Here is a 19,833-nt window from a genome sequence, read left to right on the forward strand (position 1 = left end):
TCCCACCTTATCCTTCGCAAACCTCTTTAGAAGGTCTATATAGCGATTCCACAAGTCGATCATATTCACGACGCGTAATTTCTTTATTATACAACTTTAATAATAAATCTCTATGCTCTCTTGAAAATGCCATCTTTTTAATGACTTCAGGATACATAAAACACCCTCTCCATTTCACATAAACTTCTTCATCCTGGAAATAGAACTTACGTTCGCATAAAAGATTATAAAAGATTCAGCCATAAAAAACAAACAAAATATTATCAAATTTTAATTTCTTTCTTTTGGGAATATTTCAACATTATATTACCATACTCATTTTTTAAATACATATATATTTTTGGCAGTTTTTTGAATAAATCTTCCAATTCAATCAGAAAATAATGGCAAAAAAGAAGAGGAGTATACATATGGATACCGTAACATTAGCAAGGGCATTTTTTGGTTCTTCATTAGCATTCCACATTATCTTTGCAACGCTTGGAGTTGGGCTTTCTTTAATGATTTTTATAAGTGAAATACTCTATCACTGGAAGAAAGATTCCGACTATGCCATTATGGCAAAAAGATGGACAAAGGCTTTTGCTATCCTTCTCGGTGTAGCAATTCCAACTGGAACAATTGTTGGTGTACAAATTTCACTTCTTTGGCCTGGTTTCGCCAAAATTGTTGGTCAAGTTATTTCCGTTCCGTTTCAAATTGAGATTTTCGCCTTCTTTTTAGAGGCTTTATTCATGTCTATTTATGTATATGCAGCTGATAAACTACCTCCAGTTATGAGATTAATCTCGCTATTTTTCGTTATGATTGGTGCCACTGCATCCGCCGTGCTTATTACATCAGCAAATACATGGATGAATACACCTGCGGGCTTTTCAATGGGGCCAGATGGCTCAGTTTTTAACGTTGATCCGTGGAAAGCTTTCTTTAATCCAAGCTTTGGCACAAGTGCATTCCACGTCGTTATTACAGCCTATACAACTGGAGCAGCTGTTATCGCTTCTATCGCTGGATTTAAATTATTAAAGAAAAATTTAAGTGCGCGTGAAATTGCTTACCATAAAAAAGGATTACTGTTAGGGCTTGTCGTTACATTTATCACTGGTGCTACGATGTGGCTTTCAGGACACGAATCTGCTATTGCCTTACATAAACATTCACCTGAAAAACTAGCATCTGCTGAAGCTTTGTTTGAAACGACATCCCACGCTCCGTTATCGCTTGGCGGGGTTGTGGATCCTAACACACTTGAACTAAACTATGCCCTTGAAATTCCGAACATGCTTAGCTTATTAGTGGGACTAGACCCTAGCACCGTTGTAAAAGGTCTAAAGGAATTCCCGCAAGAAACGTGGCCACCATTTTACACACATACACTGTTCAACTTAATGGTTGGCACTGCTGCCTTTACCTTTGCAGTTGCAGCTATTGCCCTCTTATATTGGCACTTTGTTTACCGAAAAAAAGGAGTAGAGTTACCGAAGTGGCTTCTTTGGGGAGCTGCCGCATGTGGACCCGTTATGTTGCTCGGTATTGAATTCGGATGGATTTTTAGTTGTAGTGGTCGTCAGCCGTGGACAATTTATGGCATGCAACGCACGGTCGATGCTTCTACACGCGCTGATTTCGTCGGTCCTTTATTTGTTTTATTCATCATTTTGTATATTGGACTCGGTATTTTAACAGTCTTTGTACTACGGACATTCTTTAAGAAACATCCGTTAAAGAATGATTTACATCACGAAGGAGGCGATTCTCGTGCATGAGGAAAGCATTGCAATCATCATCTTATGGGCTCTTATTTTCGTATATAGCATACTAGGGTCTATTGATTTTGGGGCTGGTTTTTGGGGCATGGTATACGCTAAACACCCGACGCTTGCTGCCAAGCTTGCTAATCGGTACTTATCACCAACTTGGGAAGTAACAAATACGTTTCTTGTCTTTGTCGTTGTCGCTTTTCTCGGTTTCTTTCCAAAAGCAGCCTTTACCCTGGCAACGGTTATGTTTGTACCAGTTATGTTAATTTTAGTACTCGTTGCGATTCGCAGTACATTTATGGTATTCGCTTACTCCCTGCCAAAGTACCAACACCTTCTTCGTATTATTTCAGGTATTACGGGGCTCTTAATCCCAGCTCTATTAATTACCGTGCTGCCCGTTACAGAAGGTGCCTATATTACGATGTCTGAAGGAAAAGAAGTGCTCCTTTACGGAAAACTTCTTTCTAGTCCCGTTATTTATTGTTATATGCTCTTTGGACTAACTTCGGAACTATTTCTATCCTCTCTCTTTCTTGCTGATTTTGCTAGGGAACAAGGTTCTGAAGATACGTACCGAATTTATAGGAGAAATGCCATCATACTTGGTCCTGCAACGCTCGTGACTGCTATTATCGCTCTCGTTGTAATGGACCCTGAAACACACTGGCTTATGCAAGGACTAATAAAGCAATTCCCATGGTTTACAGTCTCTATCATTTTATTTGTTATCGGATATTCCTCCCTTTGGTGGACAAATAAGAAGTATGGCACACTAGGCTTTCCTCGCATTGCAGTTTTAGCTGTCGTCGCTCAATATGCATTTGCAAGCTACGCTTACGGCGTCGCCCATTTACCGTATATCATTTACCCGGACGTAACTGTATTTACAAGCTTTACGACGGTCGAAACATTCTATGCACTTCTTATTCTTTACGCAATCGGGATTGCAATTTTACTACCAGGATTCATTTTCTTCTGGAATTTATTCTTGAAGGATCGAACTTTTTTGAAGGAAAAATAATAAATGAGGGGCATTCACACATAGAATGCCCCTCTTTTATTAGACTCCTCTCCTAATAGTTATTACACTACTACTTATACTTGCCTTATTGCTCAAAATACACATATTCACTAGATTCAGGTAGATGCCTAGTCCTTCTTATTTTCTTTTGAATATAATGCTATATAAACTTGAGACAAGCTACATTTGTTCAAGGGAAAATAGAAAGGTAGGTTAAATATGAGCATTGAAATATGGATTACTATTATTGTTTTCTTCTTAACGATGATTGTTATCTTTTGGCGACCTCGTGGTTTAAATGAGGCTTGGCCGGCAGCAATTGGTGCTGGCATTATCCTCATTACTGGACTTGTATCAAAACCAGATGTCATGGACATTATAAGTAAAATTGGAGGCGCCTCCATAACGATATTAGCGACCATCGTTATGGCAGTTATATTAGAAAGCTTCGGCTTCTTCCATTGGGCTGCAGCAAAACTCGCAAATTTAGCGAAAGGTTCCGGACGCCGCCTATACTGGTACATTCAATTACTATGTTTTCTTATGACTCTTTTATTTAATAATGACGGTAGTATTTTAATTACAACTCCAATTTTAATCCTTCTTCTGAAAAATCTTCAATTAAAACCTCATCAACAAATCCCTTATTTATTAAGTGGCGCTCTAATTGCCACTGCATCTAGTGCACCAATCGGTGTAAGTAATATCGTAAACTTAATCGCATTAAACATTGTTCATATGACTCTTTACATGCATACAGCTATGATGTTTGTACCTGCAACATTAGGATTATTGTTTATGTCATGGCTCATGTATACAGTTTTAAAGAAAAAACTCCCGAAAAAATTACCTGTTTCTTCATATGATATTGAAGAAATTTTCTTCACGAAAAACTTCCATCCGTTAAAAGGAAAAAATTCTGTTGATACGAAACAAAAACGTACAAAATTTATGTTAAAAGTATTAGGCTTCGTCTTCCTTATGCGCTGTCTTCTATTCGTTGCATCCTTCTTATCGATTCCAATCGAAATTGTTGCTGTACTCGGTTCACTCGTTCTTCTCATTTGGAGATGGTACTACTTACGAACAAACCCAGTCGATATTTTGAAAAAGACACCGTGGCACATTTTAATTTTCGCCTTCTCTATGTACGTAATTATTTACGGGCTTCACAACGCAGGATTAACAGCGGCGCTTGTCCATTGGCTCGAACCAGTTGTAAGTCAGCATCTACTCTATGCCAGCTTTGCAATGGGCGGACTCGTTTCCCTCCTCTCTAACGTCTTCAATAACCACCCTGCACTTATGATTGGTACAATCACATTAACAGAAATGGGACTAGACCCAGTCACATTAAAAACGATCTACCTCGCAAATATCATTGGTAGTGACATCGGTTCACTATTATTACCAATCGGTACACTAGCTTCCCTCATTTGGATGTATATACTAAGACAAAACAAAATTAAAGTGAAATGGAAAGATTATTTAAGCGTATCTCTTATCGTAATCCCACTCACAACAGTCGTCACATTATTCCTCTTATACTACTGGGTACAATTATTCTTCGCCTTATAGACAACAGAAGCCCCCTTTGCTACCGTCTTAGCAAAGGGGGCTTCTTCTATATTTAAGTTAGGTACAGTGTGATCAATCAAGTAAAGAGGTGTAACGTATTATTGATATAAGTGACTACCAATTTCTTTGAATTCTACCGCTTTCTCTTTCATTCCTTTTTCAATTGCTTCTGTCGTTTCTAAATCATTTTCTTTCGCATATTCACGAATATCATGCGAAATTCTCATACTACAAAACTTCGGGCCACACATTGAACAGAAATGAGCTGTTTTCGCCCCTTCTGCTGGCAACGTTTCATCATGATACTCCATCGCACGTTCAGGATCTAAAGATAAATTAAATTGATCGCGCCAACGGAATTCAAATCGTGCTTTCGAAAGTGCATCATCACGCTGATGAGCCGTTTTATGCCCTTTCGCAAGATCGGCTGCATGCGCAGCGATTTTGTACGTAATAACCCCTTCGCGAACATCATCTTTGTTCGGTAAGCCTAAATGTTCTTTCGGAGTTACATAACAAAGCATCGCCGTTCCAAACCAGCCAATCATCGCAGCACCAATCGCTGATGTAATATGGTCATAACCTGGTGCAATATCTGTCGTTAACGGCCCAAGTGTATAGAACGGCGCGCCCTGACAAATATCAAGTTCTTTCTCCATATTTTCTTTAATTAAATGCATCGGTACATGCCCAGGTCCTTCAATCATAACTTGCACATCATGTTTCCAAGCGATTTTTGTTAATTCACCAAGTGTTTCAAGCTCAGAAAACTGTGCTTCGTCATTTGCATCTGCAATAGAACCTGGACGTAATCCATCTCCAAGAGAGAACGAAACATCGTACTGCTTCATAATTTCACAAATCTCTTCAAAATGAGTATATAGGAAGTTTTCTTTATGATGGAATAAACACCACTGCGCCATAATCGAACCACCTCGCGAAACAATACCTGTCATACGCTTTGCAGTAATTGGAATGTAACGAAGTAATACACCAGCGTGAATCGTGAAGTAATCAACGCCTTGCTCCGCCTGCTCAATTAACGTATCACGGTATACTTCCCACGTTAAATCCTCTGCAATTCCGTTTACTTTTTCAAGCGCTTGATAAATTGGCACAGTTCCAACTGGTACCGGAGCATTACGAATAATCCACTCACGCGTTGTATGAATATTTTTACCTGTAGATAAATCCATAATCGTATCTGCACCCCAGCGAGTCGCCCACGTCATCTTCTCTACTTCTTCTGCAATAGAAGACGATACAGCAGAGTTTCCGATATTTGCATTTACCTTTACGTGGAAATTACGTCCAATTATCATCGGTTCCGCTTCAGGATGGTTAATGTTCGCCGGCAAAATCGCACGACCTTCTGCAATCTCCTTACGAACAAATTCAGGCTCTACCCCCTCACGAATCGCAACATATTCCATCTCAGACGTAATAATGCCATTACGCGCATAATACATTTGCGAAACATTTGCACCTTGCTTCGCTCTAAGCGGCTTACGATCCATTTGCGGGAAAACAGGTGTATGTTTTGAAGCCACTTTCACACCGTCATCCTCTGGTTTCACTTCGCGCCCTTCGTATCCTTCTACATCACCACGCTCCAGGGTCCAAGAGTGGCGCGGCGTTGGAATCCCTTTTTCCAGCTCCACTTTATACCCTGGATCTGTATAAGGTCCACTCGTATCATACACACGGATTGGCGGATTTTGAACACCGTTCGTATCGCTTTGTTCAATCTCGCGCATCGGCACTTTCATACCTTCACGTGGCCCATCCACATACACTTTCTTACTTCCTGGTAAACTCGATTTCAATTCAATTTGCTCTGCAGAAACAGACTGTTTCATAACCTTTATTGCCCCCCTGTTCGTGACAAGGACGAGATATGGCCAGCGTATGCCAAAATAAAAAGAGCCAGGTCCATAAAAAAATAAGGACCTGGCTCATAAAGACATAATTATGTAAAGCCGTTAACTTCCCTACGCTGGTACGAGCCAGATCAGGTCCAAAGGGTTAAGAAGTTCACACGCTTCTCTCTCAGCCTACGCATACGTTAGGCACCCCTAGTTTATCACTGATTTAATTTTCAATACTTTCCCATCATAACCTATAATCTGAAAAATGCAAAGGTTATTTCTTTTTTGTTTACGGGATCATCCAAGTTAAATAATAAGCCTGCACATACGTCATAATCCCAATAATAGTAACGAAGAATAAACTATGCTTCAATGTAAAGCGGAACAAATCTGACTCTTTCCCAGCAAGTCCAACTGCCGCACAAGCAATCGCAATTGATTGCGGAGAAATCATTTTACCTGTTACACCGCCCGTTGTATTTGCTGCAACGAGAAGCACTTCAGATACACCGACTTGCTGCGCTGTAATTGCTTGTAAATTCGAAAACAGTGCGTTCGCTGACGTATCTGATCCTGTTAAGAATACCCCAATCCAGCCTAAGAATGGTGAGAAGAACGGGAATAGTCCGCCAGTTCCTGCAAGTGCTAACGCTAATGTAGAAGATAAACCAGAATAGTTTGCGATAAATGCGAATCCTAATACGAATCCAATAGATAGAATTGGCATTTTTAGTTCGTTTAACGTTTCTTTAAATGTGGCTACTGCATCTTTTGCACTCATTTTCAAAATAAAGATAGAAATGATACAAGCAATTAAAATTGCTGTTCCAGTCGCTGATAAAACATCTAATTTCAAGATTGCTTCATAAGGTGTTGGTTTATTTACAATTGGCTCTGCTTTCATTACTAAATTGTGCAAGCCTGGAACTTCAAATTTAAATACGAGACTTTCTAAAGCACCACCTGGAGCGAATAATGCTTTAAAGAAACTTTGGCTCCAAATGACTACCATCACAGTTAAAATAATGAACGGAGACCATGCTTTTACTACTTTTCCTACTGTTAGTTTCGGCATAGATGTCGTCGTTGCTGCTACTTCACTATTTGCTTCTTTAGACTGATAAATTTCTTTCGGCTGCCAAACTTTTAAGAATAGCGATAAACTTACTAAACTTACAAGCGCTGACGTAATATCAGGAAGTTCTGGCCCTAAAAACGTCGCTGTAATAAACTGTGTAATTGCAAATGAACTACCGGCTACAAATAAAGCAGGCCACGTTTGTCTTACTCCTTTAAAACCATCCATTAAAAATACGATAAAGAACGGAACAAATAAAGATAAGAACGGTAATTGATGCCCAGCCATTTGTCCAATTTTATGTGGATCAATGCCTGTTACTTGTCCAGCAACTGTAATCGGAATCCCCATCGCTCCGAACGCTACTGGTGCAGTATTTGCGATTAAACAAAGACCTGCTGCATATAAAGGATTTAGCCCAAGACCTGCAAGAAGCGCTGCCGTAATCGCTACTGGTGCACCAAATCCTGCTGCCCCTTCCAAAAATGCTCCAAATGAAAATCCGATTAAAATAACGAGTAAACGATGGTCATTCGTAATGGATAATACAGATGCACGAATGACATCAAATTGACCTGTTTTCACAGAAATTTTATATAAAAATACTGACATAATGATAATCCACGCAATTGGCCATAATCCGTATAAGAAACCGTATCCGGTCGCTGCCATTGCCATTGTGAATGGCATTTTATACGCAAATAAAGCCACCAAAATCGTTAATACAACTGTAATAAATCCTGCCACATACCCCTTCATGCGGAAAACTGCTAAAGCTAAGAAAAAAAAGATGATTGGAATAAGTGCGACTGCTGCCGAAATCCAAATGTTACCGAACGGATCGTAAACTTGTGTCCATGTGTTCATTGTTCTCTCCCCCTAAAGAATCCCCTTTTAAATAGATATAACCTTATCAATAGACTATCAGGTCATCATACCTTTAAGTCTAAAAAAATATAAACGCTTACGAAAACGTTTTCATTAATTTTATCACACCAATTTTCATTTAAAAAGATTTTTTTGAAAATTTTATCATTTAAACAGAAAATCTTACAAAAACGTCACGTTCTTGTAATGTTAATCGATAGGAAGCTTACCAAATTTACTGCATACTAAAGGTATAACAACGGACATTACTTATGAGGTGATATATATGAACGGAAACAAAATATTAGCAGCTTTATCATACTTTAGTGTATTATTTGCGCCTATCTTATTCCCTATTATCGTGTGGATTGTGGGTGATTCTGAAACGAAACCACATGCAAAACGTGCTCTATGGACACATATTATTCCAAGCGTTGCTTCATTTATTGGATTAGTTATTTTAGGAATTATGGGCATCGGATCTGATCAACCAGACGTAACACTTGGAATTGGAGCAATCATCGTCTTATGCATTTGCGGAATCATTAGCTTATACTACTTCATTTGGAATATCGTGAAAGGGATTAAGGTACTGAAAGCTTAGTTTTAAACAAACGTTTGATTAAAAAGAAACTGTCGCATAATCGCAAATGAAATTTTATCGGCGATTCGACAAGAGTAACCTACCTATTAATAAGAAAAAAACCGTCCCAAAATACCTTTTGGGACGGTTTTTTTATCTTCTGCGTTTCTTCTTTTTTCTCATCATTTTCTTTCGGCGCGTATTTGCTTTATCCGCTATAATGTGGAGCGTACTCGCCACAACAATTCCCATTACAAACGTTACAATTTCAACCTCGTATTCCTTCGTAATTTCTATTAAATTTCCGTCGAACGCTATTATATTTAATAGGAATAAAAACGGAGAAAACACGATTAACATATATGCAATACGAATAATATCACCAATTATAATCGTATGTGTGAAGAAGGAACGATGGGGCATTACGCTCCTATATGGATACCAAAAAATGCGCAGGAATCCCCATTTATTATACGCATTACTGTACGTATCTAAATCCGGTGTTAAAAATGAAGTACCTACTAAAAAGCCAATTGCAAAAGTTAATAAAAAATCAAAATTTGTTAATCCATACGAAAAGAGCATAAACAAAACAACCGGAAGGGATATTAAGTTTATTTTCGTATGCGTTCTTCCTGATGGCATAATGCACTTCCTCGCTTACGTTCGCCCTGTCATCCGACAGGTCTCACCTATTGATCTAATTTTTGATCGATAAATGATGTGTCTATATCCGAACCAAACCATTCTGCCAACTTCACTCGTGCCTTATCTTTCACTTCTTCATTTACGTATATCGATGCTTGTAATAGTGCGGCCATTAACGCACCTAAATCATCCGTATAACCAATTCCAGCAACGAAATCTGGGATTGCATCAATCGGTGCAATGAAATAAGCAAGTGCTCCGATTACAATAATTTTCACTCGTTTTGGAACATCCGGTCTTTGCAAAACGTAAAACAACAATAAACTCGCATAGATTACCGACTGCCCTGCCTGCTTCGCAACATGTTTTATTTTCTTCCAAAACGCTTCAACTGAAAATTTTTGTTTCATTCAAAAGCCTCCCTATTTTTCAAAAGAAATAAGCTACAATATGTTATGTTATCAGTAAAAGTTCATCAAAATTACACATAATCTATCAATGAAATTTCATTGTAACAAACAAAACCAAAAAGAACAAGTGTTCGTTGATTTTTTCGTATTTTCCTTCATATAATAGTTTTCTAGACAACCACTTAAAGATTTCTATTCCATATTTCTCAACCAAAAAACTTTCAATTCCGCTTAACATTCTTTTCTATTTTTGTTATATTTTCTAGTTGACGAGCAGATAAACGAATGTTAAAGTTTTCTCTGGTAGTGACAAATCACATACAAAAAATGTAAAATGTTATAGTGTTTCTCAGAAATGAATTTTGTTGTATAATACAGAAATGACGTTATGCTTATGAGCAGCACAAGAAACCAAAAAGGGTATGCATAGTTAAAGTCGTATATGGGTGAATATAGAAACTCTAATTATGACCAAGAAAACTATGTATTTTTTATTTTAACATTTTTCGCTCCAAAATCGACCAAGCCTGATAGAGAAAGGGTGGAAATGAATGAAAGAAACCATGAAATCGCAATTTCAAAATGTGCGTTTCACTTTATTCGTAGCTTTGGCCGTATGGCTAAAAACCTACATCATTACACGCACTAGCTTCGATTTAAAACTTGAATCGTTCATGCAAGAATTCATTTTATTCATTAGTCCATTAGCAGCATCATTACTGTTTGTGGGTCTTGCATTATTTGCAAAAGGGAAAAAACGTAACTATATAGCACTAGGAATTAACTTTATCTTAACGTTCATTCTTGTTGGTAACGTAATGTTCTACGGATTCTACAATGACTTCGTTACTTTACCAGTACTAGGACAAACGTCTAATTTCGGAAGTTTAGGTTCTAGTGTGAAAGAATTATTTAACTACAAAATCATCCTTGCATTTGCGGATATTATCGTATTCTTCGTTCTATTGAAAAAGAAGAAAGTTTTTGCACCGACAGAACGTGTAGCACGTCCGATGCGTTCCCTATACTTCGTGTCAACAGTTGCTATTTTCTGCGTAAACCTAGGATTTGCAGAAGCTGAGCGTCCAGAACTATTAACACGTTCATTCGACCGCGTTATGCTTGTTAAAAACCTAGGATTATATGTACACCAAGCATATGATCTTGGCTTACAAGCAAAATCAAGTTCACAAAAAGCGTTTGCTGATAGTAGTAAATTGCAAGAAGCAGAAAACTATGTGAAAACAACACAAAGTAAACCAGATCCAAATATGTTTGGTACTGCAAAAGGGAAAAACGTAATTGTTGTCTCTCTTGAATCATTACAAACATTCTTAATTGGTGCGCAAGTTAACGGACAAGAAGTTACACCATTCCTAAACCAATTTGCGAAAGAAAGTTATTACTTCGATAACTTCTTCCATCAAACTGGGCAAGGTAAAACGTCTGATGCTGAATTCTTAGTAGATACTTCACTATATCCACTAGACCGCGGTGCTGTATTCTTCACAAATGGTAACAACGAATATACAGCAACTCCAGAAATTTTACGTCAGCAAGGATACTACACTGCAGTATTCCACGCAAACAACGCAACATTCTGGAACCGTAATATTATGTATCCGGCACTTGGTTATGATCGTTACTACAACGAGCTTGACTACAAGATTACGCCAGAAACAAAATTGAACTGGGGACTAAAAGATATCGAATACTTCGATCAGTCTGTCGATATGTTAAAACAAGTGAAGCAACCGTTCTACACTCGCTTCCTTTCTTTAACAAACCATTACCCATTCACGTATGATGACAGTACGAAATTAATCGACGAATACAATTCTGGTGATGGTGTATTTGACCGCTATATGGTAACAGCTCGCTACTTAGACGAAGCAATGAAACACTTTATTGAGCGTCTAAAAGCTGAAGGTATTTACGACAACTCTGTTATCGTATTCTACGGTGACCATTATGGTATTTCTGAAAACCATAACCGTGCAATGGCACAGTTCTTAGGAAAAGAAGAAATTACTACGTTTGACCATATGAACTTACAAAAAACACCGATGTTTATTCACGTTCCAGGTCAAACAGAAGGTAAAACAATTTCAAAACCAACTGGTGAAATTGACATTAAACCAACAATTCTAAACCTACTTGGTGTAGATTCTACTAATGACATTCAATTCGGTCATGACGTATTCTCACCAGACAATAAAGGATTCGTTGTTCTTCGTGACGGTAGCTTCATTACAGATAAGTACATGTACACAAACAGTACATTCTACGACCGTAACACAGGTGAAGTTGTACAATTACCAAAAGAAGAAGCTCAACCAATGATTGATCGTGCACAAAATGAACTAAACATGTCAGACAAAATCATTGGAGGCGACTTACTTCGCTTCTCTGAAAGCAATAAGATTAAAACTGGTGAAGTAAAAACAACTATTAAAGAAGACAAGAAGAGCGCTGAGTAATCTCAGCCTCTTTTTTTATTTTCCTCTCTACAAATTCTTCTAGACATTAACTTTAAAATTACATAACCTTCATCTAATATTTACACCACATTAACGAAACATCTTTATAATAAAATATGTAAACGAGGTTCCACATATTTCTTATCTCTCATCTTTAATAAGATCCCTTAGAGAAATATGCGCATCATTTGTTTTCAACTTTCTTATAATTGTCTTTCCAAGTGTTTTGTTTGCATAAATGAAACCTTTAAAGACGATGTCCCTATGAAAGATAGCTACCCTCCTTGTGCAACATTCCATACGAATGTTGCTTTTTTTTTTCAAAAAGCAGGATTCTTATTTCTCATTTTCGAATTTGTATATACAAAATGCTATAAGTCACCACTACTTCTCTATGATTTGCAAATAAATACATATACGTCATATGAAGAGAATTGCTTACATAAAAATAACTAGAGTGCTTTTTATTCATGTACTAACGAAAGGATGGGACGAAAATTGGCATACGAAAGATTTGTACTATGGAATGATGCAGTTATTGATACAACAAAACATCGCGCGTACATAGAACTTGAAGAAAGAGGTTTACAATTTGGCGATGGCGTCTATGAAGTTATTCGCCTTTATAACGGAAATTTTCACTTATTAGACCCACATTTAACAAGATTATATCGATCCATGGAAGAAATAGAATTATCACTCCCTTTCTCAAAAGCCGAACTCATCACCTTACTCTACAAATTAATTGAAAACAATAATTTCCACGAAGACGGAACAATTTACTTACAAGTATCTCGTGGTGTACAAGCTCGAGCACATGCATTCTCATATGACACCTCTCCGACAATCTATGCTTATATTTCAAAAAAAGAAAGACCAGCTTTATGGATTGAATACGGTGTACGTGCTATATCAGAACCTGATACGCGCTGGCTCCGCTGTGATATTAAATCGCTAAATTTATTACCAAATGTATTAGCTTATACGAAAGCTGAGCGCAAAGGTTGTAAAGAAGCACTTCTCGTACGAAATGGTATCGTAACTGAAGGTAGCCACTCTAACTTCTTTCTCATAAAAAATGGAACTCTGTATACACATCCAGCCAACCACCTTATTTTAAACGGAATTATTCGTCAGTACGTCCTTTCTTTAGCTAACACTCTTCAACTTCCTGTACAAGAAGAGCTTTTCAGCATTCGCGATGTTTATCAAGCAGATGAATGCTTCTTTACGGGAACGACTATTGAGATTTTGCCGATGACCCACCTCGATGGAACTGCGATTCAAGATGGGCAAGTTGGAACTATCACCAAATTACTACAAAGATCATTTACCCAAAGCCTTTTAAAATCCAACATTTCATCTTCTTAAATACGAATAATCCCTTCTCCTTCTACAATAAATATATGCATTTAAATAGAAATCAAGGTGTGAATTTATGCCTTGATTTTTTCTTGTAATCTTTTTGTCATATTCAGTTTCCCGCATAAGTCTTGACAGTAATCGACATGCCTCTTAGAATTTTTAATAGTTGGTAAATATTTCTTCACTACATTACAGACAGAAAGGAATCGACAAATTATGAAAAAATACCTTGCCGGTCTTGCGGCAGTGTCTGTAGCAGGAGGAGCAGCACCTACACTTGATAGCGTTCAAGCTGCCCCAGAACAAAACACACAAAAAGCTGCTACACAAACTGTCCAAGCTTCCGCATCAAACAACTCATCTTATAAGGTAACTGCTGACGTATTACATGTTCGTGCAGGATCTAGCACTTCTCATGACATTATCTCTCGTGTTTATAACGGTCAATCATTAAACGTGATTGGAGAAGAAAATGGTTGGTTCAAAATTAACCTAAATGGGAAAACAGGTTATGTTAGTGGAGAATTTGTATCAAAAAATGGAGCAACAACAAATACCAATGTAAGCACAGGCGGAAACAATAAAGTTACTGCTGATGTATTACGTGTACGTACAGCTCCTAGCACTTCTAGCTCTGTTTCAGGACGTGTATATGAAGGACAAACTTTAAACGTAATTGGAGAAGAAAATGGTTGGGTGAAAATCAACCATAACGGACAAACTGGTTATGTTAGTAGCCAATTTGTATCAGGCGCTTCTTCAAATACTGGCTCTACAAACAATAATAACAATCAAACAACTGTACAACCAGCAAGTGGAAACTATACAGTAAATGTATCTTCCCTTCGTGTTCGTACAGGTCCTAGCACTTCTCATCCAACTGTAGGTTCTGTTAAGAAAGGACAAGTAGTACAAGTTGTAGGCGAAGTTCAAGATTGGTTCAAAATCAATTACGCGGGACAAACAGCTTACTTAAGCAAAGACTACGTAACAAAAGGCGGTTCTAACGAAAACGTCACGCAAGGTAACAACCAAGAGCAAAATAATAATGTAACTGTTCAAACTGGTGGTACTTACGTTGTTAACGCAACATCTCTACGTGTTCGTACAGGCCCTGCTACTTACCATAGCGTAATTGGTGGCGTATTAAATGGTACGAAATTAAACGTAGTTGGATCTGAAGGTAGCTGGTTTAAAGTTAATTATCAGGGAAAAACAGGCTACGTTAGTAGCGAATTCGTAAAATTCGTTAAAGGTGGCACTACTACTCCTGAACAACCTGAGCAGCCTAGCCAAGGTGCAATTGGCGAATACTACATTAATGTTTCTGCACTAAATGTACGTAGCGGTGAAGGTACAAATTATAGAATCATAGGCGCACTTCCACAAGGACAGAAGATTCAAGTAATCTCTGAAAACTCTGGATGGAGCAAAATTAACTACAATGGTCAAACTGGTTACATCGGCACAAGTTTCCTATCTAAAACACCAGTTGGGGGCGCAGTAGATAATAAGCCTAATGAAAATCAAAACAACAATAACAATACAAGTAATAATAGCGGTGACAGTTCTTCTATACTTGCATACGCGAAATCTATGCAAGGCGTACCATACATTTGGGGCGGTTCTTCTGCTAATGGCGTTGACTGCAGTGGTTACATCTACCACGTATATAAGAAATTTGGCCATAACATTAGCCGCCAAAGTGTTGCTGGATATTGGAGCAGCTTACCACAAACTTCAAGTCCACAACCAGGTGACTTAATTTATTTCAAAGACACTTATAAAGCAGGTCCTTCTCACATGGGTATCTACCTTGGGGGCGGATCATTTATCCAAGCTGGAGATAAAGGTGTAGCAATCGCTTCATTAAACAATTCTTATTGGAAAAGCCATTTCTTAGGGTATACGAAAGCACCTTAAGTTATAGTTTCAGAGCCTTCTAGTTTACTAGAAGGCTCTTTTTAAAGAACTCGATATAGTAATCCCCTTTCATTCTCTCTACGAAAAAATTATGCGTTCATTCCCCTATTTCGTACACTATATTCTATAAAAATTGTCCAAAATGTTATCATAATGAATATATTTCCACAAAAAACATAACCTATTTCATGTCTATTCATTTTATATGTGTTTTTTCAAAGAATTTTCTTTTTATTTAAACTTTTCGTTAGACGTTTGACCTCCGATGTCCATTATGATAAGTTACTTAAGATGTTATATTCGCAAAAGTATAGACAACTGGTTTATACACTTTTTTACTATGAGGAAGGAGCATGCACTGCATGAATATTTTATGGGGAATTGGCGGCGTGATTGGGGTTTTAGCAATCGCTTTCTTATTATCTTCCAACCGCAAAGCTATTAATTGGCGCACAATTTTAATCGCGCTAGCATTACAAATGACATTTTCATTTATTGTATTACGATGGGATGCTGGAAAAGCAGGCTTAAAAGTTGCTGCTGACGGCGTTCAAGGATTAATTAATTTTTCTTACGAGGGAATTAGATTCGTTGCTGGGGATTTAGTCAACGCAAAAGGACCTTGGGGATTTGTTTTCGTAATTCAAGCACTACTTCCAATTGTATTTATTAGTTCATTAGTAGCAATCTTATATTACTTAGGTATTATGCAGAAATTTGTTAGTATCATTGGTGGTGCATTGAGTAAACTTCTTGGAACTTCTAAAGCAGAAAGCTTAAATGCAGTAACAACTGTATTCTTAGGACAAACAGAAGCACCAATTTTAATTAAACCATACTTAGCACGTTTAACGAACAGTGAGTTCTTCACTATTATGGTAAGTGGTATGACAGCTGTTGCCGGATCAGTTCTTGTCGGCTATGCAGCGATGGGCATTCCATTAGAGCATTTATTAGCAGCAGCAATTATGGCAGCTCCATCAAGTCTATTAATTGCAAAACTAATTATGCCAGAAACAGAAAAAGTAGATAATAATGTTCAACTTTCAACAGAGCGTGAAGACGCAAACGTTATCGATGCAGCTGCACGCGGTGCATCTGAAGGTATACAACTTGTTATTAACGTAGCAGCAATGTTAATGGCTTTCATCGCATTAATCGCTTTATTAAATGGCTTATTAGGATGGGTTGGTTCTTGGTTCGATATTAAACTTAGCCTTGATTTAATCTTTGGTTACTTATTATCACCATTTGCAATCTTAATCGGGGTTTCACCGGGTGAAGCTATACAAGCAGCAAGTTTCATCGGCCAAAAACTTGCAATCAACGAATTCGTTGCATATGCAAACTTAGGACCACACATGGCAGAATTCTCTGCAAAAACAAATATGATTTTAACATTTGCAATCTGTGGTTTCGCAAACTTCTCTTCTATCGCAATTCAATTAGGTGTAACAGGAACGTTAGCTCCTACTCGCCGTAAACAAATTGCACAATTAGGGATTAAAGCAGTTATCGCTGGTACACTAGCGAATTTCTTAAACGCAGCTGTTGCAGGTATGATGTTCCTATAAATTCATGTAAAGTCTCCTCTTTAAAAGAGGAGACTTTTTTATATACTATAAATATAATTTTTATATACATTAAACACTTTATATCCGTATATACAGACAATATACTGTACTAATTAGTATGTCTGTTTATTTTTTCTTGTAAAAGAGGGATACTATTTGATGTATCTCGCCCCAAAAAGAATTCTAGCTACATGTTCCATTCCTTAATAATTGTGCATACTACAAATATCCCACGCGAATTATCTTTAAGGAGGAATGTTTCGTGAAAGATAAGTCCTATAAAGTCCTCTCTATGTGGATTTTACAAATTCTATTTTATTTTACTACTGTACATGTGACGAAATATGAGCACGCGCTCATTTTTACAATTATATATGTCATCATAAATGTACTATTCCTATTTTTAGCTGATAAAACAGCATTTGTTTTCTTTATACTGGGAACCATTATTTCAGTATTCTATTTATTTTATGAAGCGTGGCTTCACTTATGGAGTACATCAGATCAATGGGAATATATTATTATCCACTTCCTGATAGCAGCTAACCTCTTCATTGTTTATATTTCAACCCATCTATTAAAAAAGGTTATTCTTGAAAATAGAGATTTAATTGAACGAGTGAAAGTGTTGGAGCAATACATTGGAGAATCCAAATTATTAACAAGACAAGAATTCGAAAGACGACAAGCATTATTAACAACTGCAATGAATCGTCGTAATGAAACAGGCATTATCATTTACTTCAATTTCATTTCCTTTAGTAAATACACGAAGGAAAGTGTCATGGATCGTGTAGCTTCATTATTAGTTGATACGGTAAGAACTGACTTTGACCTTGCTGCTAAATATGATGGCAATACACTGGTTATTTTACTACAAAACACAAACGAAGCAGGCGCTAATATTGTAATGAACCGTCTACAGCCAAAAATGGAGCAATTGCTTGCAGCTGAAGCAATCCAAGATATAAAAATTTCGCGAGAGCAAATTGGAAGCAAAGGACAGACATTATTATGATGACACTCGTTATACTCCTTTTATTCCTTCTGTTCTGCGTACTCGTTTTTTGGATCAGCATCACATTTTCAATTAAATACGTACTTATTTTTACTGCCTTTCTATTCTCTGGCCTACTCGTTTATTACTCTCTCTTAACACTCGCAGGCTTAATTCATCGAAATAGTAAACGAAAAGATCGTACGCTAGAACATTATCCAAGTGTAGATATTTTAATACCTGCCCATAATGAAGGGGTCGTTATGAAAGATACATTAGAAGCGATGGCAAAGATTGAATACCCAGGAAAACTAACTGTTTATTTATTAAACGATAACTCTCAAGATGAAACACCTGAAATTGGCGATGATTTCGCCAAAGCTTATGCTCATATTCGTCACATTCGTGTACCACCTGGTGAGCCGAGAGGAAAATCACGTGTATTAAACTATGGTCTTAGCATTTCGGATGGTGAATATTTCTGTGTATACGATGCAGATAATCAACCTGAACCACATGCTTTACGAATGCTCGTAGAACATGCTGAAACAATTGAGGATGCTGTTGGAGCAGTTGGACATGTTCGTACCGTAAATGAGAAAAGAAACTGGCTTACACGAATGATTTCATTAGAATTTCAGATTTTCCAGCTCCTTATGCAGTCTGGACGCTGGTTACTATTCCAAACAGGATCACTGACAGGAACAAACATGCTCCTTCGTCGCTCTGCATTAGAAGAACTTGGCGGCTATGACCCTTATGCAATTGCAGAGGATGCCGAATTAACATTAAGAATTACCCAAAAGGGCTATCTCTTACCAATCGTCCCGGAATCGATTACATGGGAACAAGAACCTGAGCATTTAAAAATTCTTATTAAACAGCGTACACGTTGGCTTCAAGGAAACTTATACATTTTAGAAAAAATGTTTTCTTCGTTAAGCTTCTTTAAAGGGAAACTCCTCGTCCATTCCTTACAACAAGTTTTAGTGTATGTCGTATTTTGGCTATTCTTAATCATTTCAAACGTTTGGTTTGTAATTGGACTGCTCGGGATATTCCAAATTCAATATAGCATTCCATTACTATTTATGTGGTATGTCGCATATATTACATATGTTTCTCAATTATTTAGTGCCCAGAGCGTCGAACGAACCTTTACACCGACCAATATTTTCATAAGCGTCATTATGTACTTTACGTACGCACAGCTCTTTACGTATTTGTTTATTCGCAGTCTCATTCTTTACTTACGCGCAAAGAGCAAGAAACAAGTAATTGGTTGGGATAAAACAGTACGATTAAAAAAAGAAAAATAGATTTCATTAAAAAATAAGCACAGAGCGCCGTATGCTCTGTGCTTATTTTTTACCGTAATACTATATATCAGACAATACCCCTTAGCAGAAAGTTATTTCACGTCCATCCCCCAACGAACGATCGACCTTCATTTATATACGAAAAAGTGATTGCTATTTTTGTAGAACCAATTGCTTCTCTTGATGCTCTTTACGAGTTTCAGTCTTCGGTTCCGTGCTTTCTTGGGCATTTCGATGTGCCACACGTTTCAAGCAAATATGCTTCCACTTTCTTTCGTAACGTTTCATTATTCTAGTTGTCCCCCTTGAATGCGATTTAAAACTATTTGAAATCGCTTACAGGAAATAATATAGCACAT

Annotated in this window: 16 protein-coding genes and 1 riboswitch; of the genes, 10 read left to right on the plus strand and 6 right to left on the minus strand. The window is 37.4% G+C overall.

Annotated features, from left to right (window positions below):
* Positions 1 to 7 precede the first annotated feature (7 nt).
* Positions 8 to 157, minus strand: coding sequence for a hypothetical protein (locus MHI07_RS24460; RefSeq protein ID WP_002144831.1), 150 nt, complete (start codon positions 155 to 157; stop codon positions 8 to 10).
* Between the two features lie 253 nt (positions 158 to 410).
* Between MHI07_RS24460 and cydA the strand changes: the two genes are divergently transcribed.
* The 3 genes from cydA to MHI07_RS24475 all read left to right on the plus strand — a co-directional run bounded on the left by cydA (position 411) and on the right by MHI07_RS24475 (position 4,362).
* Positions 411 to 1,766: a cytochrome ubiquinol oxidase subunit I gene (gene cydA, locus MHI07_RS24465; RefSeq protein WP_002144830.1), complete on the plus strand. Its 1,356-nt coding sequence runs from the start codon at positions 411 to 413 to the stop codon at positions 1,764 to 1,766.
* The gene (locus MHI07_RS24470) at positions 1,759 to 2,784 is read left to right on the plus strand and encodes a cytochrome d ubiquinol oxidase subunit II (RefSeq protein ID WP_002089640.1); all 1,026 of its coding nucleotides are present in this window, start codon (positions 1,759 to 1,761) and stop codon (positions 2,782 to 2,784) included. The genes cydA and MHI07_RS24470 overlap by 8 nt, the downstream gene beginning before the upstream one ends.
* Before the next feature lie 219 nt (positions 2,785 to 3,003).
* Positions 3,004 to 4,362, plus strand: a complete 1,359-nt coding sequence (locus MHI07_RS24475; RefSeq protein WP_340826680.1) for an arsenic transporter — start codon at positions 3,004 to 3,006, stop codon at positions 4,360 to 4,362.
* 98 nt (positions 4,363 to 4,460) lie between these two features.
* Here MHI07_RS24475 and thiC read toward each other — a convergent pair whose 3' ends face one another.
* Positions 4,461 to 6,221: a phosphomethylpyrimidine synthase ThiC gene (gene thiC / locus MHI07_RS24480; protein ID WP_340826681.1), complete on the minus strand. Its 1,761-nt coding sequence runs from the start codon at positions 6,219 to 6,221 to the stop codon at positions 4,461 to 4,463.
* 112 nt (positions 6,222 to 6,333) lie between these two features.
* A riboswitch (TPP riboswitch) is annotated at positions 6,334 to 6,449 on the minus strand.
* 70 nt (positions 6,450 to 6,519) lie between these two features.
* Entirely contained in the window at positions 6,520 to 8,175 is a 1,656-nt protein-coding gene (gene lldP, locus MHI07_RS24485; protein WP_016106648.1) for an L-lactate permease, read from the minus strand.
* A 286-nt stretch (positions 8,176 to 8,461) separates the two neighbouring features.
* Here lldP and MHI07_RS24490 point away from each other — a divergent pair, with 286 nt between their 5' ends.
* A complete protein-coding gene (locus MHI07_RS24490; protein WP_215580157.1) occupies positions 8,462 to 8,779 on the plus strand; it encodes a DUF4870 domain-containing protein in 318 nt (105 codons plus the stop codon).
* Between the two features lie 132 nt (positions 8,780 to 8,911).
* Here the strand turns inward: MHI07_RS24490 and MHI07_RS24495 are convergent, their stop codons facing one another.
* Together MHI07_RS24495 and MHI07_RS24500 are read right to left on the minus strand one after the other, a co-directional pair.
* The gene (locus tag MHI07_RS24495; RefSeq protein WP_016106650.1) at positions 8,912 to 9,403 is read right to left on the minus strand and encodes a metal-binding protein; all 492 of its coding nucleotides are present in this window, start codon (positions 9,401 to 9,403) and stop codon (positions 8,912 to 8,914) included.
* Between the two features lie 47 nt (positions 9,404 to 9,450).
* Positions 9,451 to 9,816, minus strand: coding sequence for a YkvA family protein (locus tag MHI07_RS24500; protein WP_002159842.1), 366 nt, complete (start codon positions 9,814 to 9,816; stop codon positions 9,451 to 9,453).
* A 551-nt stretch (positions 9,817 to 10,367) separates the two neighbouring features.
* Here MHI07_RS24500 and MHI07_RS24505 point away from each other — a divergent pair.
* From MHI07_RS24505 to MHI07_RS24530, 6 genes are all read left to right on the plus strand, one after another.
* Positions 10,368 to 12,296 carry an LTA synthase family protein gene (locus MHI07_RS24505; protein WP_002159841.1) on the plus strand — a complete coding sequence of 643 codons (1,929 nt, stop codon included), beginning with the start codon at positions 10,368 to 10,370 and terminating at the stop codon, positions 12,294 to 12,296.
* A 486-nt stretch (positions 12,297 to 12,782) separates the two neighbouring features.
* Positions 12,783 to 13,667, plus strand: a complete 885-nt coding sequence (locus MHI07_RS24510) for a D-amino-acid transaminase (protein ID WP_215580159.1) — start codon at positions 12,783 to 12,785, stop codon at positions 13,665 to 13,667.
* A 210-nt stretch (positions 13,668 to 13,877) separates the two neighbouring features.
* Positions 13,878 to 15,584, plus strand: coding sequence for a C40 family peptidase (locus MHI07_RS24515; RefSeq protein WP_340826682.1), 1,707 nt, complete (start codon positions 13,878 to 13,880; stop codon positions 15,582 to 15,584).
* Between the two features lie 362 nt (positions 15,585 to 15,946).
* Positions 15,947 to 17,158: a NupC/NupG family nucleoside CNT transporter gene (locus MHI07_RS24520; protein WP_215580163.1), complete on the plus strand. Its 1,212-nt coding sequence runs from the start codon at positions 15,947 to 15,949 to the stop codon at positions 17,156 to 17,158.
* Between the two features lie 262 nt (positions 17,159 to 17,420).
* On the plus strand, positions 17,421 to 18,176 hold the full coding sequence (locus MHI07_RS24525) for a diguanylate cyclase domain-containing protein (protein WP_215580164.1): 756 nt from the start codon (positions 17,421 to 17,423) through the stop codon (positions 18,174 to 18,176).
* A complete protein-coding gene (locus MHI07_RS24530; protein WP_340826685.1) occupies positions 18,173 to 19,474 on the plus strand; it encodes a glycosyltransferase family 2 protein in 1,302 nt (433 codons plus the stop codon). Before MHI07_RS24525 ends, MHI07_RS24530 begins: the two co-directional genes overlap by 4 nt.
* A 153-nt stretch (positions 19,475 to 19,627) precedes the next feature.
* On the opposite strand, the gene MHI07_RS24535 is transcribed toward MHI07_RS24530, so the two are convergent.
* Positions 19,628 to 19,762, minus strand: a complete 135-nt coding sequence (locus tag MHI07_RS24535; RefSeq protein WP_002068447.1) for a hypothetical protein — start codon at positions 19,760 to 19,762, stop codon at positions 19,628 to 19,630.
* Between the last annotated feature and the right edge of the window lie 71 nt (positions 19,763 to 19,833).

This window comes from Bacillus sp. FSL H8-0545 (assembly GCF_038006105.1).
GTDB lineage: Bacteria > Bacillota > Bacilli > Bacillales > Bacillaceae_G > Bacillus_A > Bacillus_A cereus_U.

Coding starts and splice junctions, on each gene's coding strand:
- MHI07_RS24460 (WP_002144831.1), bottom strand. CDS start 157: ATGTATCCTGAAGTCATTAAAAAGATGGCATTTTCAAGAGAGCATAGA.
- cydA (WP_002144830.1), top strand. CDS start 411: ATGGATACCGTAACATTAGCAAGGGCATTTTTTGGTTCTTCATTAGCA.
- MHI07_RS24475 (WP_340826680.1), top strand. CDS start 3,004: ATGAGCATTGAAATATGGATTACTATTATTGTTTTCTTCTTAACGATG.
- thiC (WP_340826681.1), bottom strand. CDS start 6,221: ATGAAACAGTCTGTTTCTGCAGAGCAAATTGAATTGAAATCGAGTTTA.
- lldP (WP_016106648.1), bottom strand. CDS start 8,175: ATGAACACATGGACACAAGTTTACGATCCGTTCGGTAACATTTGGATT.
- MHI07_RS24490 (WP_215580157.1), top strand. CDS start 8,462: ATGAACGGAAACAAAATATTAGCAGCTTTATCATACTTTAGTGTATTA.
- MHI07_RS24495 (WP_016106650.1), bottom strand. CDS start 9,403: ATGCCATCAGGAAGAACGCATACGAAAATAAACTTAATATCCCTTCCG.
- MHI07_RS24500 (WP_002159842.1), bottom strand. CDS start 9,816: ATGAAACAAAAATTTTCAGTTGAAGCGTTTTGGAAGAAAATAAAACAT.
- MHI07_RS24505 (WP_002159841.1), top strand. CDS start 10,368: ATGAAAGAAACCATGAAATCGCAATTTCAAAATGTGCGTTTCACTTTA.
- MHI07_RS24510 (WP_215580159.1), top strand. CDS start 12,783: ATGGGACGAAAATTGGCATACGAAAGATTTGTACTATGGAATGATGCA.
- MHI07_RS24515 (WP_340826682.1), top strand. CDS start 13,878: ATGAAAAAATACCTTGCCGGTCTTGCGGCAGTGTCTGTAGCAGGAGGA.
- MHI07_RS24520 (WP_215580163.1), top strand. CDS start 15,947: ATGAATATTTTATGGGGAATTGGCGGCGTGATTGGGGTTTTAGCAATC.
- MHI07_RS24530 (WP_340826685.1), top strand. CDS start 18,173: ATGATGACACTCGTTATACTCCTTTTATTCCTTCTGTTCTGCGTACTC.
- MHI07_RS24535 (WP_002068447.1), bottom strand. CDS start 19,762: ATGAAACGTTACGAAAGAAAGTGGAAGCATATTTGCTTGAAACGTGTG.